The sequence below is a fragment of the Planococcus sp. VCh962 genome, from assembly GCF_057748275.1.
In genome coordinates, this window is sequence record NZ_JBYLHS010000005.1 from 145518 (window position 1) to 161793 (window position 16276).

Below are 16276 nucleotides of genomic sequence, written 5' to 3' on the forward strand. Positions count from 1 at the left end.
ACAGAAAAAAGCTGCCCTGAGGCAGCTTTTTTCACTTATGAATGTTTTTTATTGCCGAATGGCCACCAGACACCGCGGTCAAATGAAACCGAGATTGCCGGAATTAATAAAGGCAAGACAATCAAGCCGTAAAGCAAAAGGCCTGTAATAACAATCGTCGCAATTTGCACCAAGCTAAGAACGCCAGATGGCATCATTGCACCAAATGTACCTGCCAGAATAATGGCCGCCGTAATGATGACCGTACCCATTTTTGCCATGGATGTTCTCATTGCATCACGGACACTTCCTCCATTCGCCGATTCTTCACGGAAGCGGTCGAGAAGGAAAATCGAATAATCGACGCCAAGCGCCACTAACATGACAAAACCGAAGAAAGGCACAGCCCAGCTAATGCCATCGTAGCCGAGTCCATTGACGAAAATCAATTCCGCAATCGAAATGGATGTGTAATAAGTTAACAGCAACGATCCAATCATATAAAGCGGCATGATTAATGAGCGGAAAAGAATCGCCAAAATCACAAACAAGCTGATTAGCATAATGGCAACAGTATTTGTGAAATCACTCGATGAAACTTCCTGCAAATCGCTATTGATGCTTGCAATGCCGCCGAATGCAATTTCTGTTTCTTGAAGAGGTGAATCTGCTATTGCCCGGTCGACTGCATCTTTGATTTTAGCAGTGGTATCGATTGCATCCGGAGAATAGGGATCATCCGACAAAATAACTTCCATCTTCATACCGGTGCCTTCCGCAAAAGCATAGCGATCCAGTACTTGTGCAAATTCTTCGCTTTCAAGCGTACCTTCCGGGATAAACAACCCGGTATCGCGCACGGTTTCGCTGCCGCTCATCTTCTGCATCATATCTGCTGCTTCGGTTAAGCCATTCTGAATTTCCACAAGGCCCGCATTCGAAGCACCAACGCCTTCAGACAGCTGCATCAAACCTGCTCCCAGTTCTCCGGTTTGTCCGGCTGCTCCAGCCAATCCTTGCTGAATTTCTATTAGCCCGCCGCTGATTTGCGGCAAAACCCCTACTGTCTGCTGGACATTCCCGGTCTGCTGCAGTCCTTGCGTAACTAAGCCCAGCTGGCTGTTTAACTGCTCAAGTCCTGCAGCAGCTTCGCCAATGCCATTTGCGCCACGGGTTTGTTCACTGATTCCAGTTAAATTGGCCTGGATTTCATTCAGCCCCGCTTGTACTTCACCGAGACCATCACCCGCTTCTGCCAATCCATTGGACAATAGCTCCATTTGCTTGTCCACGTAAAGATCATCGATCACTTCACCGGTAGGGCGTGTAATTGCCCGGACCGCTTCTACGCCGTCAATTTTTTCAATTTCTCGGCTGATTTCTTCAAAGTATGGCACGATAGCTTCAGCCGTCAATGTTTCATCTGATTTAACGATGACTTCTACCGGCAAAGAATCCCCTTTGCCAAAGCCATCTTCAATTGCCCGTAGCCCTTTTACCGATTCAAATTCCGAACCAATTTCATCAACAGTATTGAATGACAGCGAGTTATTGTATGTAAACAACAACGGCACCGTAATAACCGCAACAACCAGCATCGACAAAAGCGGGCGGTTAATCGATAATTTGCTCATTGCAATCCACATATTGCTGTCTTTATGACCAGCTGACTTTTTCGCCGGCCAGAATAACTTTTCTTTCAGCAGCGCCATAAAGAATGGCACAATGGTAAACAGTACGAGCAATAACACAAATATCCCTACTGCTACGGCAACTGCAGATTTGAATATCGGAAATTCTGCAAAACCGATGGCAAAAAAGCCGATAAATACGGCTATGCCACTGATCAAAAGCGTGCGCCCAGCAGTTTTGTACGTATTGACGATCGCTTCTTCCACCCCATGCCCCGCCGATAGTTCTTCCTTATAGCGGCTCAGCAGCAGGATACAGTAATCTGTTCCGATTCCAAAAAGAATTGCCACTAAAAAGATCTGGGTATAGTTCGATACCGGGAAGCCGAACCAATCGATCAAATAAGCGACAATGGACTGGCTCAGCAAATACGAAATTCCGACGGCCACAAGCGGAATGAACGGTGTGACGATTGAACGGAACACCGCAAGCAGCAAACCGAAAATCAAAACGACCGTAATGATTTCTGTTCGTTTCAAGCCTTCTTGGGCACTGATGTTAACGTCATTATTGATGATTGCTTCACCGGTCACATAAGCTGTCATGTCCTGCGGAATGATCGTTTCGCGTATGTCTTCCGCTACAGCGTTCACTTCTTCATCAGTGCCATCGACTGTGACTGGCATCAAAATCGTTTTCTGGTCTTTTGAAACTAGTTGTTCTTCAAGCTCTGCACTTTCCACCGGGTTCAAAACGCTTGTTACGGGGTCTCCCAGCGCTTCAATATCGGAAGCCATTCCTGCCAGCATTTCCCTCATGGTTTCATCCAGCTCATTTTCTAGTGGAATGACTAAAGAAATCGTTTGATCTGCAGCATCAGCATCCGCTAAAATCGATGCAGCTTTTTGGGAAGAAGCTTGTTGTGAAAGCTGGAATGATCCCGCCTGCTCCGCTTGCTCCGTTAAATTTGGCGCCAATAAAAATAGGGCAACCGTAAGAAGGATTACACCTATCGTAATCGGCCACTTCAGCTTTAAGACAGTTTTCATTTATGACACTCCATCCGTTTTAATAATGTCTTTCAACTTCCGGAAAATCGTCAGGAACTGATCGATCTCCTCATCATTTATATGTTGTGCCAGTAGCTTTTCTATATAATCTGTCAGCACTTTATCGGATTGCACAAGCACTTTCTCCCCTTGCTCCGTCAATTCGATCAGTTTTTCACGCCGATCCTGCTGTTTGGTTTGAACAAAGCGGATAAGCTCTTTTTGCAGCAGCTTTTTGATGCGGCTGGAAATCGCGCTTTTATGTACAGATTGTAAAACGGCGAGTCTGCTGGAAGTGATCTGCTTTTCTTTGCTGATCAGTTTCAGCATCTGCATCTGCTCTGGTGAAAATTCTTTCCAAAGCGGATCATCTACCGCTTTGATTACGCGTTCTGTTCCGTAAAACATCACTTCTTGAAATAAATCGACGGCTTCCTTTATTCGAATATCCAAAATAGTATACCCCCTCAACTAATAATAACTAGTTTAGGGGGTATACTATTATTCGTCAAGCAATATCCATCAATAAAAAACACCCTGCAAAATTAATTGCAGAGTGTTGCATTATACTTCTTTTGTCGCCGTATCACGTATTTCTTGTCGGCGTGCATAAACATTTTTGGCAATCGTTTTGATAACTGCATAAACCGGAATGGCAAGAATAATTCCCCATAATCCCGCTATATTTCCAGCAGCTAAAATTAAAGTGATGACGGTCAATGGATGAACATCCAGCGCGTTGCCCATGACGTTCGGCGTGATGAGGTTACTCTCAATCTGCTGAGCAATCAGCATGATGATTGCCACGTACACAGCCATAATCGGGTCTTGTACGAGTGCAATGATAATGGCTGGAATTACCGCAATATATGGTCCGAGAAACGGAATAACATTGGTGGCCATCCCGATGATTGAAAGCAATAACGCATATTCCAGTCCGATGATCAGATACCCGATCAGCAGCATGATGCCGACTAAAAAGCTGACAAAGAGCTGCCCTTGGATATAGGAGCGCAGTGTATTATCGACGTCACTTAAGGTTTTTCGAATCCACGTTTTGCGCTCTCCTTTAAAAAATCCGGCAATGAACGGCGCAAACTTCTGATGGTCTAAAAGAAGGTAAATCAAGAAGAACGGCACAAGGACAAGCGTAACTACACCTGAAATAAAACTTGCCAGGAATGAAAGAACCCATGACCCTATCGTGCTGGCCCAGTCGCCCAATTGTCCGGACATGCTATTGATCTGCTCTTCAATTGAAGCAGGCAAGCGATTACGCTGATCGAACAAGTACTGGGCGTATTCTTCTACGTCTTGAATGATTTCCGGTGCATTTTCAACGAGTGCATTGATTTGCTTAGTTACCATCGGCCCAATCATGGCATACAGCAAGTAAAAAACAAGGACAATCAGCAGCAGAATTGTCAGGACTCCTGCCCATCTTGGAAATTTCCTTTTCTCTAAAATATGGAGCAATGGGCGGCTCAGATAAAAAAGAACGCCTCCAAGCAGCAATGGCACGAATATGGTTTGTGCAATAATGAAAAATGGATCAAATATGGCTTGGACTTCTATAAATAAGCGAATAATGACTAAAGCCAAAATAATGCCTATACCTGCTTGAAACCAAAGTTTGTTTGTCACACAGCTCACTTCCTTTCTTTTTTCTGTATACCCAGTTTACCATGAAAATGCGCCATTTCATTTCCTTATAGGAACGAACTTTCTATCCGGTCAAACTTTTCATGCCCAAACAGATAAAAAAGCATCTGCAAAATTTTCACAGATGCTTTTTCCATTATCTATTAAAGAAATTGGCAGTAAAATATGGCTGATGTTCCGAATTGAAAGCTACGCCGACTCCCAAATAACCAAAGTCCGGCTTCACAATATTTTTGCGGTGGCCCATTGAATTCATCAATCCTTCATGAGCAAAAATGCTGCTGTACTGGCCGTAAGCCAAGTTTTCGCCGGCTACAAAGAACGTAATGCCATCATCGCTCATGCGATCAAATGGTGATTTCCCCGCTTGGTTCGTATGGCTGAAGTAACCGTTCTTCGCCATATCTCCGCTATGTTTGCGGGCTGTTGTCCGTGTCGTTTCATCCCACTTCAATAAGGGCAGTCCTCTTTGGATGCGCGCTGAATTGGTCAACTCGAACAGCAAAAATTCAAATCCTTCTTTCAGTTCTTCGCTCGGCTTCGCATAAATCTTCGCCCGTTGCTCTTCCAATTCTCCGTCAATCACTTGAATGGCTGTGACGGTGTCTTCTTCATGGATGTCATAGAATACGGTTACATAAATAGAATCGATTTTGAACACATCATACTCTTCACGGGTATCCAATATGTATTGGACATTCCCTTTTTGAAGGCTTTTCAAAGGAACACCAAGTGCTGAGCGAACCTCGGATTTATTGGATTGCATCGTAATTTCTTTTGTAGACGATATAAGATCCTGATTGGTGAACATGCCATTGACTTTTCCATTTTGATCATAAGACAGCAACACGTAATTTTGATAGTTTTGATGGTAGCTATGCCAATCAGAGCCATACTCATTCTCCATCAACCGGAGAGGCAAACCGACTATGGCCTGCGCTTCTTCTTTGGTCATCCCCAGAGTCACATTATGGACGGCAAATAGCGATTCCGTTTCAGCCAGTTCCGGTTTTTCTACCGCAGCAGGCATTTCAGCAGAGCTTTTGCTGACAAAAGATTGCAGTTGGCCACCAACTTGGACGGTGAACTGCTTGGCCTGGTCTAACGCTTCTGTCACTGCGGGAACATCGGTGACTAAAGCCATTTTTTGGTCAACTGCATCCAAAAAGCTCAAATCCACGTATTCACTTGCCTGATCTTCCCAAAGCGGCCGTGCGAAATAAACAAGCACAAGCAATATAATCATCCAAAATACTTTTCGCACGCACATCACCTCTTCCCAACAGTTTAATCGTAAAAGGAAGTTCTATAAAGTATTAAGTTTCTCTATTGAGCAGAAAAACTCCTTCCGCTCAACAAGCGGAAGGGTTATCTATTTTTCATTCAAGTCCTTTGATCGTCATTTCTTTTACTGGCAAGAACAAATCCGCTGTTTTTAAATAAGTCACTTGCACTTGATCCGTTTCTTTTAAGTAAATAGCTAATGGCACATTCTCAGAAGAAACAATAAAATTCGTCCCATCCTCCAATAAAAATGATACTACCGTAAAATCTCCAGCTTTTTCTTTAAATACTCGTTCGATAGTGCCTGAAGCCGTTGCTTCTTCAGCGTCCGAGCTTCCATCGACTGTACTTCCGCCTCTTTGAAGTGCGGTTTTATACAATTGCAACGCTTCGTTCGGAGTGGCAGCAAAAACGGAAATTTCCGGATTGGCGGCAGAAACGATAAAGTAATTCTGTAAAAAGCCATTCGAGTCAAGCACTGGTGTCAGCCAGCTCGCTTCTCCGTAGAAATTGTACAGTACCGGCATTTCACCTGCCCATTCTTTTTCGATGAATTGCTTTTCAATAATCTGCAAGTTCCCTTGCGAATCCATATAGGAATCTTCCATATTACCAGTGAAATAAGTAGAATCTCCTGTGCGGGCATTCGTTAAGGAATAACCAAGCATCGAGTCGACTCCTTCTTTCGGGCTTGTAAAGTCGGTGAAGTAATACATGTCACCTTCCGCATCAAAAATCGGGCTGACATTTTCTTCCGTTCCTTCATTTGATGGTAGCTTTACATCTTTTTTACCGAACTTGCTGTTCCAGAAGCCATGGACATAGTTCCCATAATAACTGTTTTCCAAGCTGACCGATTCCGGTGAAACTGCTCCATCAATAAATGCTGGAACTTTTTTAAGTGGATAACTCTCCGCCTGGCCTGTTGCCGGATCTACTGCCATAATCCCTTTTACTGCAAAACCATTTCGTGCAGAGATGAATTCACCATAGGAGCGGATATAAAACGGCTTTCCACTGTCATCGATTTCCAGCTGTGAATCCCCATAAAAAATCGCTTGCGGATTTTCCAGGCGCATATGGCGCTCGATGTCCTTATTGAAATAAGAAGATGGCGTATAACTCATTTCCGCTTTAACAAATTTCGGATTTGCCGATGCATCGGTGGCACTCATAGTAAAATAACCCGGAGTCGAATCTCCGTTCCACCATTTGAAAAATCCGGAAAACTCCACGGGAGCAATATACACATATTCTCCCCCGACTTTTTGGACTTGCAGGCTTCCGAGTTCATAATAACTTGTATCGGGCACTTGCCCGAATGCTTTTTTCATTTTGTTGCGCGCGAACTTCGGCGGTACACTGGCGGGTGTCTGCATTTCATCGAACGCCTCAATTTCCACTTGCTCCTCCATTGCCACTGCTTCATATTTTTCAGAAGCATTGAACAAAGGCGCTGTTAGTATATATCCCGCAAACGCCACTGCTCCTAAAAACAATAGCGATTTCAGTTTCTGTTCACTGCCGCGTGAGAACAGTGCACCAAGAGCTGTGATCACTAACAATACTGGCCACAGCGACATTAAGTTCCTATCCAGATTCGCAAAATAGTAGTAGCCTGCCACGATGAATGTGCTAATAATAAAAACAAAAATTATTCCAGGTATCATAAACGATGAGGCAAGTTTGTCCTTCTCTTTTTTTCCGCCAATAGTTCCTGTCAGCGGCATAATAACCAATGTTGCCGCGATGGACACTGCAGCTGCAAACAACAATATACTTCCCATAACAAATTCCCCTTTAAATTCCAGCTTTTTTCTTATAGTAAGTATACGGGCAAGCGGCTTATAAGTTTCACTCCATCACAAAAGCACAGCTATTCCACTATTTTGTCTAGTGGCTTCGAACAATAAAAAAACGATTTTCCCTAGAAGAAATCGAATCAAAGTAGCCATTCATTCTATTTAATACCATGCTATCGGAGAATTTGCTGTGCCTGTCCGATGATGGACTCCAGTATTTCTGATGCACTTCGCTCTTCCGTTAATGAACGGGTTGACTGGCCAGCCCATAATGACATAAATTCCGGATCGTTATTTCGAGCAGCAGCAGCCCGAATATCTTTCGTAATGGTATTTTGAGAAGGAAATGGCAACGGAGCAACCTTTGAGCTCTCAAATTCTTCGATAAATCGATTCTGGATTCCACGGGCCGGCCTTCCTGAAAAGCTTTTGGTGATCACTGTACTTTCTTCAGTGCTGTCAAAAATCGCCTGTTTGTAAACACGATGAGCTCCGGATTCTTTGGCACTTAGAAAACGGGTGCCGACTTGCACCGCCTGCGCACCTAAAACAAGCGAAGAAATGAGTCCCCGCCCGTCCACAATTCCTCCTGCTGCAATCACAGGAATGCGAACAGCATCCGCAACTTGAGGGATCAATGACATGGTTCCGATCAATGCTCCATTTGGATGCTGTTCCACCGAGAATGTACTGCGATGGCCGCCTGCTTCACTCCCTTGTGCAACTACCGCATCGGCACCGGCTTGTTCGGCTTGCAATGCTTCTTTTACTGTGGTGACCATTGTGATCACTTTTACTCCCCGCTCCTTGGCTGTCTTCATTTGACCAGGAGACAAACAGCCAAAAGCCGTGCTGATGATCGGCACGCCTTCTTCGATGCAAATTTGGAACTGCTCTTTGCTCCAGTCAGGAGAAGAATATGAAGAGGACACTTCCTCTATTTTCAATTTGGAACGAAAAGGGCTTAATGCTTTCTGTACTTCTTCCAACCGGCTGAAGTCGTCTTTTTCATTTGAAGCAAAAATATTTACTGCAAAAGGCTTCAACGTCCGTGCCTTAATGTCAGCAATAGCTTCTTTTAATGCATCCGGAGCCATATAAGCTGCTCCCAAGGTGCCAAGGCCGCCCGCTTCACTCACAGCTGTCACCAATTCCACAGTAGTCGGGCCACCCGCCATGCCCGCTTGGATAATCGGATATTGGATGCCAAGAAGCCGGCAAATTTTCGTATCCAATGTAATCATTGTCATTCCTCCCCTTTTTGATCTGATATGCACAAACTTTTCTTCCTTCTAGTATCGCTATAGCAGTCATATTCAGCAAGAGGGAACTTTCTATTTTCAGATTCGTTCTAAATCATAAGTAAATAGAGCAAATATAAAAAGGCGGGATTTATTTATGAAGGGATTCCTTTCGCTTTTGGGCATCACTTTAATCGTCGGCGCATTTGGATTAATCCTTTTATCTTATTCTGGCAATCCACTCGAAGAATTGAAAAGCCAGGAAAGAATGTATGCATATATGGAAACACGGCAGAATCATCCAATAGAAGAAACAGATGCTTTTAAAGCAGCAGTTAGCCCCATTAATACAGCTAAAGTAAAAAACGAAAATCCATTTCGCAATTTTGATGAGAGTTGTGAAAGACCTTTTCCAACAATAAATAAAGCCGACTCTGATTGATAGAGTCGGCTTTGTTTGTTAGACCATTAAACGGATTAAGTTTCCGGATGGATCTTTTGTTTCAAGATAATTTGCATGTTCAGTGACTTCTGCTCCCATTGTTTGGAGATGTTCAGCCAAGCGGCTGCGTTTTTCTTCATTTTCCAGAACCAATGTATAGTAGTGCAAGCCCGCCTCTTTTTCTGGAAGTGCCGGTATACCGACGCCGTTCCAGATATTCAAGCCAATGTGGTGGTGGTACTTCTGATCCGCGAGGAACAATGCCTGTCCGCTCATTGACGTGACGACTTCAAATCCAAGACCATCCACATAGAATTTTTGTGCTTCCTGCAAGTTTGAAACATGAAGATGGATATGTCCCATTACAGTTCCTGCAGGCATTCCCTGCCAAGCTTCTCCTGCTTCCTGTGCTGTCCGCACAAGACCTTCTGCATCAATTGGGTCAACGGCCATATCCACTTGGCCACCGTTCCAATTCCATTCCTCAGGCTCCCGGTCCCGGTATATTTCAATGCCATTGCCTTCCGGATCACTCAAGTACAAAGCTTCACTGACCAAATGGTCGGAAGAACCAAGACGAATTCCTTGGTTATGCAGGTGAATCAGTGATTTCGCTAATTCTTTCCGGTTCGGCAGTAAAATCGCCAAATGGTACAGTCCGGCATACCGGCCTCTTTTTGGAGTTAATCCATCGATGGCTTCAAGCTTTAATAGTGCTTTCCCGCCTGCCCCTAATACAGTTGTGCTTTCTGTTTCATCCATTACTTCTAATCCGATAACTTCTTTATAAAAATCAGTCATTTCCTTTAAATTTAATACTTTTAATCCTACTTCTCCAACATACGTTACCGGTTTTTCGTGAAAATTCATTATTAACGGCCTCATTTCTTTAGTTACTTTATGTAACCAATTATATTAAAAGAAGTTGAATGTGTCAAGTAACCTTATTCTTTTATTCCACAAGCTAGTTGTGCTATTATATAAAAAAGGAGTGATGTGAATGGACACAAGTGTCATTTGTCCCCGATTTGAAAGTGCAATTTCGCTTTTAAGCCAACGATGGACCGGTTTGATCATTTATCAGCTTTTATCCGGACCTCAACGCTTTAGCCATTTAACTGAAGTTATCGGTATTAGTGGCCGCCTCTTGTCGGAACGATTGAAGAATCTGGAAGCTCAAGGACTTGTCACCCGCACCGTTTATCCAGAAACCCCTGTTCGGATCGAGTATGAGCTGACCGAAAAAGGGCTTTCTTTAAAACCCGTAATGGATGAAATCCAAAATTGGTCACAAACCTGGATTGAACCGGCCGAAACGGTGGAAACATTGGAAATAAAATAAAACAGCTTATCCTCTTTCGGATAAGCTGTTTTATTTTTGTTTAAACCTGTTGGGTCTAAACGGCCGCCTCCGCTTTTCATTGTTCACTTCTGGAGTTCGATAATGTGTTTCAATCCGGCATACGCGGAACTGAATGTGCGGGTAGTGCTTTCAAGCGATACAATGGACATCGCCAGCTTCGGACTGATGCCTACTAAAATGCAATTCGTTCCGATTAGTTTCAAGCTGTCCGTCATCATCTGAATTTGATACCGGATCTGCGGTTCAAATTCTGTAATGCCGCTTAAATCAACCAGCACATGTTCTATGTTTTTGTCAGCACATTCCGTCAATACTGTAGCAATCAACTCGTCTGAACGGTATTTATCAAATTCACCGATTAACGGCAGCGCGATTGTTTTATCCCAAATATGCAGTATTGGAATAGACAATTCCTTAATCAGCTTCTCATTGCGCTTTTGCTCTTCCGCCTGTGTGGTAACATCCATCAGCATTACGATATACCCGAAAATTTCCTCGTCCTTATCTTTAATCGGTGTAATAACAATATCTGTGACAAATTCATTGCGTATATTAATCCGCGCTCGGTGCGCTTCCGTCAGATTATTCATCAACTCTCTTTGATGCGACGGATAAGAATGAAAAACATCCATATTCAAGCCGATGAATTCTTCGCACTCATTCATGCCATATAATGGGGCAATTTCCGTCAGCAAGCTGCATGCTTCTGAATTCATCCATTTTATTGTATATGTGTTATCAGCAATTAGTATCGTTTCGCCAATATGATCTAAAGCATTCAGCATGGATATATTATCGGGTATTGTTCCTATAGCAGCCATTAGTTTCCACCTTATTTAGTAAGTCTTTAATGTTTAGTTATACCCATTATTCCACAGCTTTAAGCTTTCTGGCTGAATATAAGAAAATACTTTTTATCCTGCCTTAACAACCAGCGTGGATGAAGAACCTTTACTGATTGCAGTTTCTCTTTAGCCGATGTTGACACTCTGCTTTTTTTCTTTAGCGAAAGAGTAATTCCCTTCAAACCGTTCAATTGATTGATCGTAGAGCCAATAAGTTACCGGAAACAGCTTATCCAGGAAATAGCGGTCGTGGGAAACCGAAATGATAGTCCCTGGAAAAGTGGAAAGGGCTTCTTCCATCACTTCTTTCGCTTCTAAATCCAAATGGTTTGTCGGCTCATCTAAAATCAACAGGTTATGGTTCATATGCATCAATTGGGCAAGACGGAGCCGCATTCGCTCTCCTCCGCTCAACTGGCGCACCGGCTGAAACACCATATTGCCAAAGAACAAAAACTTCGCTAACAGAGGGCGAGCCTCATATTCTGAAACTGCCACTACATCCCGGAACTCTTCTATGACAGTTCGATCATTATCCATTTCCAAGGTATGCTGGGATAAATAGCCGATAGACAAGCCGCTGCCGAGCATGATTTCTCCCGCATCCGGTTTTTCGGTGTCCAAGATCATATTCAAAAGCGTTGTTTTTCCAGCGCCGTTCGAACCGACAATTGCTGCCCGTTCTCCGAAACGGACATGCAAATTCAATTCGTGGAACAATATCCGTTCTCCATAGCCTTTCCAGACATCCTCCATCCGGACCACATCTTTTCCGCTCCGGTTGGTCATCTGAAAATCGAGGGCCATTTGTTTCCTGGAAAGAACAGGGCGATCGAGCAACTCAATGCGCGCTAAAGCCTTTTCGATGCTTTTTGCTTGTCGGTGCATTCCGGCATTCGGTGGATTCGCCCGATTTGCCCATTCTTTCAAGCGCTTGATTGTTTCTTTCATTTTCTGGATTTTCTTTTGCTGATCCTGGTACTGCTGAAATTCAATCAGCAGACGGGCTTCGCGCTCTTTTACATAAGCTGAATAATTTCCTTTGTATTGAATCAAATCCCCTTGGTCCAACTCCCATATCTGAGTGACCGTTTCATCCAGGAAGTAGCGGTCATGCGAAACCAGCACGATGGTTCCTTTGTAATGGCTAATAAAAGAACCAAGCCATTCAATTGCCTCTAAATCTAAATGATTTGTCGGCTCATCCAGCAGCAGCAAGTCCGGCTCCTGCAAAAGCAGTTTTGCCAACCCTACTTTTGTCCGTTCACCGCCGCTTAGATGGCCCCACTGTTCCTCTTTTAAGGATTGGATTTTCAAGCCATTAAGAATCTGATCGATTCGAACTTCAATTTCATAGCCGCCCTGCTGGATAAAATCATCTTGCATCGTTCCGTACCGTCGCAATATCCGTTCCATTTCGTGGGGCTCCAGCATTCCCATTTGTTTTTCCATGTTCTCAAGCTGTTGCTGTACAGCAAGCAGCTCTGAAAACACATTTCTCAGTAGTTGATGAACCGTTTGTTCACCGTTTTCCTTAGGTGATTGCTGCAAAAGCCCAATCACACAGCCTTTTTTCCAAGTAACGGCTCCTTCTGTCGGATGCAGGTTTCCGGACAAGACATTCAACAGCGTGGTTTTTCCTTCTCCGTTTCTGCCGACAAGGCCAATGCGCTGGCCTTCAGCAACTTCTCCCTTAATATGGTTGAATAACTTCTGATTCGCAAAATGACACATAATTTGTTGAAATTGGCTGATAATCATTGTTCTCTCCCTTTCGTTTGAAGAGACACATACAATACAAAAAAGGCATGCGCAGACGCATGCCTTTGCTAAAATCCGTTTGCAGGCAGATGTCTCTCACTGGTTTTTCACTTCATGCAATTGGCTAAAAAAGGACAGACTTGTCCCTTGCACGTTTTTTGTGAAAGTAACGCCATGAAGAATGTAGAGATACTCCTGACATTCAGTCATGCGCTTACCAGTTTGATTCATCTTACCCACCTCCTTTATCATTTCTTCCATCTTAGTCGAATTGTCACAAAACGTCAATTGAAAATCAGAATATTCTCATTTATAATAAAAAAAGAATACACAAAAGCTTACAAAACAGCTAATTAGGGAAAAGGGTAATCAACAAAAGTTTCTATGAAAGGCGGGTGGGTACCTTGTCGATGTACTCAAAAATGGCTTTTGATAACGAGACTAAAAAGATTGAAAAAGCGCTGAAAAAGTATGAAGAAAAGAAAAACTCCGCGCTTGTACTGCTTGCGGAAATTGATATGTTTGAAAAAATGGAAGATGTAAAAGAGCTGGAAATGTGGAGACGGCGGACGTTGAAAGAAAAACTTGTCGCTGTTGAACGCCAGCGAAAAGAATTGAAAGAACTTATAGTCTCCTACATCGAAAAGCATGGAGACCAAGACCTCCATCGTTATTCCGGACTGCTGGAGGAACTTGAAAAAGATAAATTCCGTTATTAGAAAAGTTAGAAGTAGCTCAAGCTATTTGGCCATCTGCAAAAAAAGGAGCCGTCCCAATAAATAGGGACGGCTTTCTTTTATTGTTTTTTCAGTTTGGAACTTTTGCTTAAAGCAGTCTTTAATATATCTCCTGTCCATCCTCTATTTTTCAAATAAAAGTACAGGAAAACTGTGGAAGCGATAATCACGATCAGAGAACCTAAATATCCATAAGTCCAGCTCAATTCCGGCATGTGTTCAAAATTCATCCCCCATAATGCCCCGAAAGCCATCACCGGAGTGAATAGCGTAGTTAAGACCGTTAAGGTTTTCATTATTTCGTTTCCCCGGTAATTGGCCACTACATTTTCCATATCCACCATATTGTTTATCTCATCTTTATAAGACCGAATTAGCATAATACAGCGGTCAATGCGTGCCGAAGTCCGCACATATTCCTTTCCTTTTTCTGCTTCTTCGCCAAACGTCTCAAAAATTGCCATCTTTATTTCTAAAAAGCCCATCACTAAATTTTTCCACAAAAGGATTTCATGCCGTACAACTTCAATCTTATCTAAGGTTTTTCTATCGTTTCTTTCTCTTATTTCCCATAGCAAATTCCGCAACTGTACTTCGAATACATCTATTTTATGGAGAATCGAGCTGATCATATCCCCTAGCAAAATCATCATTAGCTCAATTGTGGATTCAGTTTCTTTCATTTGCCTAAGAACAGATTCTTTATCCAAATCCTCATCAGTTTCAAAGTCCAGCTTGTTTGTCACCAACATGTCTTTTGATAAATAAAAATGAAATACCTTCAAGTCGTCTTTCATTTTTGGATTTTGACGATAAATAAGAGATCCCCAGATTGCTTCCTTTCCACGCTCTGACGTCTCGGTATGTAAAATATTTACGGTTATGTCGCGTGAATCTTTAATCCAGGAATGCATTTTTTTATTGTTCGGCAAAAATTTAAGGAAATCTTCATCTTCAATATCTCCTTCTTCTTGCCAGAGCGCATTTTCAAATAAATATTGTGTCATGGCGGTTCCCCCTCGTACCTAAGCAATTATAAATACTTATATAAAAAGCAAGCCGCAAGCGGCTTGCCTCATTTTTCATGTGGTGGATTGTCTCTATATTTTTCGTTTGAATTTTCTTCATATTCCAAGTCTCTATCCGGCATCGGATCAAATTCTTTGGTGTCTGGCATATCGCGGCGCGGCTCGACTTCCGGAATCAGCTCTTCGCCTTCGTGATCTTGCTTATCCTTTTTCATAACCGTCTCTCCTCTACTTGTTCTTACATTATAAATACCCGTTCTGCCGCTATTTAATCTTCTTCCGGTTTCTACTGGACCGGTACAAACCCAGTGTCTTCCACTAACTTTTGCCCTTCTTCAGAAATTATCCAATCAATGAATGGCTGCACATTCGGATTTTCCGTCCCCGCTGTAATGGCATAGAATTCAGAAGCCAACGGGTACTCACCCGAACGGATATTTTTTATACTTGGCTCAATGCCATCAACCGATATCAATTTTATCTTGTCATTGCGCACCATTTCCGTAGAATAAAACCGGAAAGTGTAGCCGATTGCGTTTTTGTAGTTCCGGTAGCTCGCCACTTCCTCGATCATGCCGCCCATTCCCTCAGCTACTTCTTCCGTTTCAGGTTCTTTGATTTCCGTATCCTCCATGAATTTAATGAACATGGTTTGGCTTCCACTATCTTCAGGACGCTGAAAAGGGCGGATTTCGTCATCCTTTCCGCCAAGCTCTTTCCAATTCGCATACTCTCCTGAGTAAATTCCGCGAATATCGTTGCTGGACAAATGATTCACCGGGTTCCGGGAATTGACGAAAAACACAAAGGCTTCACGTCCAATCGCTGTCATTTTCAGTTCAACGCCCGCTTCCTTGGCAGCTTGTTTTTGGCCGCTTGAAGGCTCAGCGGCAAAAATTACATCTGCATTTCCTTTAATGAGTCGGCTATAAGCCGATGGAGTCGTTGTGGTAGCGACAGGGCCTTCATAAGGGTCATAGACTCCTTCAGGATAAGTAGCTTCAGCAAATGCTGCAAATAATGGATAAAGAGCTGTTGCCCCGTCCAATATCGGCACTTCCCCCTCAATTTGGAATGAAGCTTCTTGAGCTAGTGTTGCCAGTTTTTCACTTTCTTTAAACGGTTCATACGCATAGAGGTCTACTTCTGAATCATTCACTTTTGAAAAACTTTCTTTATAATAATGAGGAACTGCAAAGGCTAATCCTCCCGCTAAACATACAGAAATCCAAACAGCCGTCTTTTTCCCGCTTCCCTTCCCCATGATGAAAACCAAGAGAATGATCAGCGAAATGATGATGGCGCCAAACAGTGCCAATAAATGAACTTCACCCGAATTTAAAATGTGAAGCGCTCCGCCAAAAAACACAAAAAGAATCCCGGCGAATATGAGTAAAGCTGCTATAAATTTCCCAAAGACGAGCATTTTTTCCCCCAATAAAAATTTATTT

At 43.0% G+C, this 16276-nt stretch carries 16 protein-coding genes; 3 read left to right on the forward strand and 13 right to left on the reverse strand.

Going from position 1 to position 16276, the window contains the following annotated elements; translation table 11 throughout:
• Positions 1-35 precede the first annotated feature (35 nt).
• From AC3AQ9_RS14505 to AC3AQ9_RS14530, 6 genes are all read right to left on the reverse strand, one after another.
• Positions 36-2660: an MMPL family transporter gene (locus tag AC3AQ9_RS14505; protein WP_488308198.1), complete on the reverse strand. Its 2625-nt coding sequence runs from the start codon at positions 2658-2660 to the stop codon at positions 36-38.
• On the reverse strand, positions 2661-3113 hold the full coding sequence (locus AC3AQ9_RS14510) for a MarR family winged helix-turn-helix transcriptional regulator (RefSeq protein ID WP_488308199.1): 453 nt from the start codon (positions 3111-3113) through the stop codon (positions 2661-2663).
• A gap of 111 nt (positions 3114-3224) precedes the next feature.
• Positions 3225-4304: an AI-2E family transporter gene (locus tag AC3AQ9_RS14515; RefSeq protein WP_488308200.1), complete on the reverse strand. Its 1080-nt coding sequence runs from the start codon at positions 4302-4304 to the stop codon at positions 3225-3227.
• Between the two features lie 154 nt (positions 4305-4458).
• Positions 4459-5586, reverse strand: coding sequence for a CAP domain-containing protein (locus AC3AQ9_RS14520; RefSeq protein ID WP_488308201.1), 1128 nt, complete (start codon positions 5584-5586; stop codon positions 4459-4461).
• A gap of 115 nt (positions 5587-5701) precedes the next feature.
• Positions 5702-7393, reverse strand: a complete 1692-nt coding sequence (locus tag AC3AQ9_RS14525; protein ID WP_488308202.1) for a hypothetical protein — start codon at positions 7391-7393, stop codon at positions 5702-5704.
• A gap of 188 nt (positions 7394-7581) precedes the next feature.
• Complete coding sequence (locus AC3AQ9_RS14530; protein ID WP_488308203.1) at positions 7582-8652, reverse strand: NAD(P)H-dependent flavin oxidoreductase; 1071 nt, start codon at positions 8650-8652, stop codon at positions 7582-7584.
• Between the two features lie 154 nt (positions 8653-8806).
• On the opposite strand from AC3AQ9_RS14530, the gene AC3AQ9_RS14535 reads away from it, so the two are divergent.
• Positions 8807-9091: a hypothetical protein gene (locus tag AC3AQ9_RS14535; RefSeq protein ID WP_488308204.1), complete on the forward strand. Its 285-nt coding sequence runs from the start codon at positions 8807-8809 to the stop codon at positions 9089-9091.
• Positions 9092-9109: 18 nt separating this feature from the next.
• Here the strand turns inward: AC3AQ9_RS14535 and AC3AQ9_RS14540 are convergent, their stop codons facing one another.
• Complete coding sequence (locus AC3AQ9_RS14540; RefSeq protein ID WP_488308205.1) at positions 9110-9961, reverse strand: VOC family protein; 852 nt, start codon at positions 9959-9961, stop codon at positions 9110-9112.
• A 130-nt stretch (positions 9962-10091) separates the two neighbouring features.
• On the opposite strand from AC3AQ9_RS14540, the gene AC3AQ9_RS14545 reads away from it, so the two are divergent.
• Entirely contained in the window at positions 10092-10433 is a 342-nt protein-coding gene (locus tag AC3AQ9_RS14545; RefSeq protein ID WP_488308206.1) for a winged helix-turn-helix transcriptional regulator, read from the forward strand.
• 83 nt (positions 10434-10516) lie between these two features.
• On the opposite strand, the gene AC3AQ9_RS14550 is transcribed toward AC3AQ9_RS14545, so the two are convergent.
• The 3 genes from AC3AQ9_RS14550 to AC3AQ9_RS14560 form a co-directional block, all read right to left on the reverse strand.
• Complete coding sequence (locus AC3AQ9_RS14550; protein ID WP_488308207.1) at positions 10517-11275, reverse strand: STAS domain-containing protein; 759 nt, start codon at positions 11273-11275, stop codon at positions 10517-10519.
• Between the two features lie 150 nt (positions 11276-11425).
• Positions 11426-13060, reverse strand: coding sequence for a ribosomal protection-like ABC-F family protein (gene abc-f, locus AC3AQ9_RS14555; protein WP_488308208.1), 1635 nt, complete (start codon positions 13058-13060; stop codon positions 11426-11428).
• A gap of 96 nt (positions 13061-13156) precedes the next feature.
• On the reverse strand, positions 13157-13291 hold the full coding sequence (locus AC3AQ9_RS14560; protein WP_488308209.1) for an RAxF-45 family protein: 135 nt from the start codon (positions 13289-13291) through the stop codon (positions 13157-13159).
• A 179-nt stretch (positions 13292-13470) separates the two neighbouring features.
• Here AC3AQ9_RS14560 and AC3AQ9_RS14565 point away from each other — a divergent pair, with 179 nt between their 5' ends.
• Positions 13471-13779: a hypothetical protein gene (locus AC3AQ9_RS14565; RefSeq protein WP_488308287.1), complete on the forward strand. Its 309-nt coding sequence runs from the start codon at positions 13471-13473 to the stop codon at positions 13777-13779.
• A 77-nt stretch (positions 13780-13856) separates the two neighbouring features.
• Here AC3AQ9_RS14565 and AC3AQ9_RS14570 read toward each other — a convergent pair whose 3' ends face one another.
• The 3 genes from AC3AQ9_RS14570 to AC3AQ9_RS14580 all read right to left on the reverse strand — a co-directional run bounded on the left by AC3AQ9_RS14570 (position 13857) and on the right by AC3AQ9_RS14580 (position 16251).
• Positions 13857-14804 carry a magnesium transporter CorA family protein gene (locus tag AC3AQ9_RS14570; protein ID WP_488308210.1) on the reverse strand — a complete coding sequence of 316 codons (948 nt, stop codon included), beginning with the start codon at positions 14802-14804 and terminating at the stop codon, positions 13857-13859.
• Between the two features lie 68 nt (positions 14805-14872).
• A complete protein-coding gene (locus tag AC3AQ9_RS14575) occupies positions 14873-15040 on the reverse strand; it encodes a hypothetical protein (RefSeq protein WP_488308211.1) in 168 nt (55 codons plus the stop codon).
• A gap of 71 nt (positions 15041-15111) precedes the next feature.
• Positions 15112-16251 carry a PstS family phosphate ABC transporter substrate-binding protein gene (locus AC3AQ9_RS14580; protein ID WP_488308212.1) on the reverse strand — a complete coding sequence of 380 codons (1140 nt, stop codon included), beginning with the start codon at positions 16249-16251 and terminating at the stop codon, positions 15112-15114.
• Positions 16252-16276 lie beyond the last annotated feature (25 nt).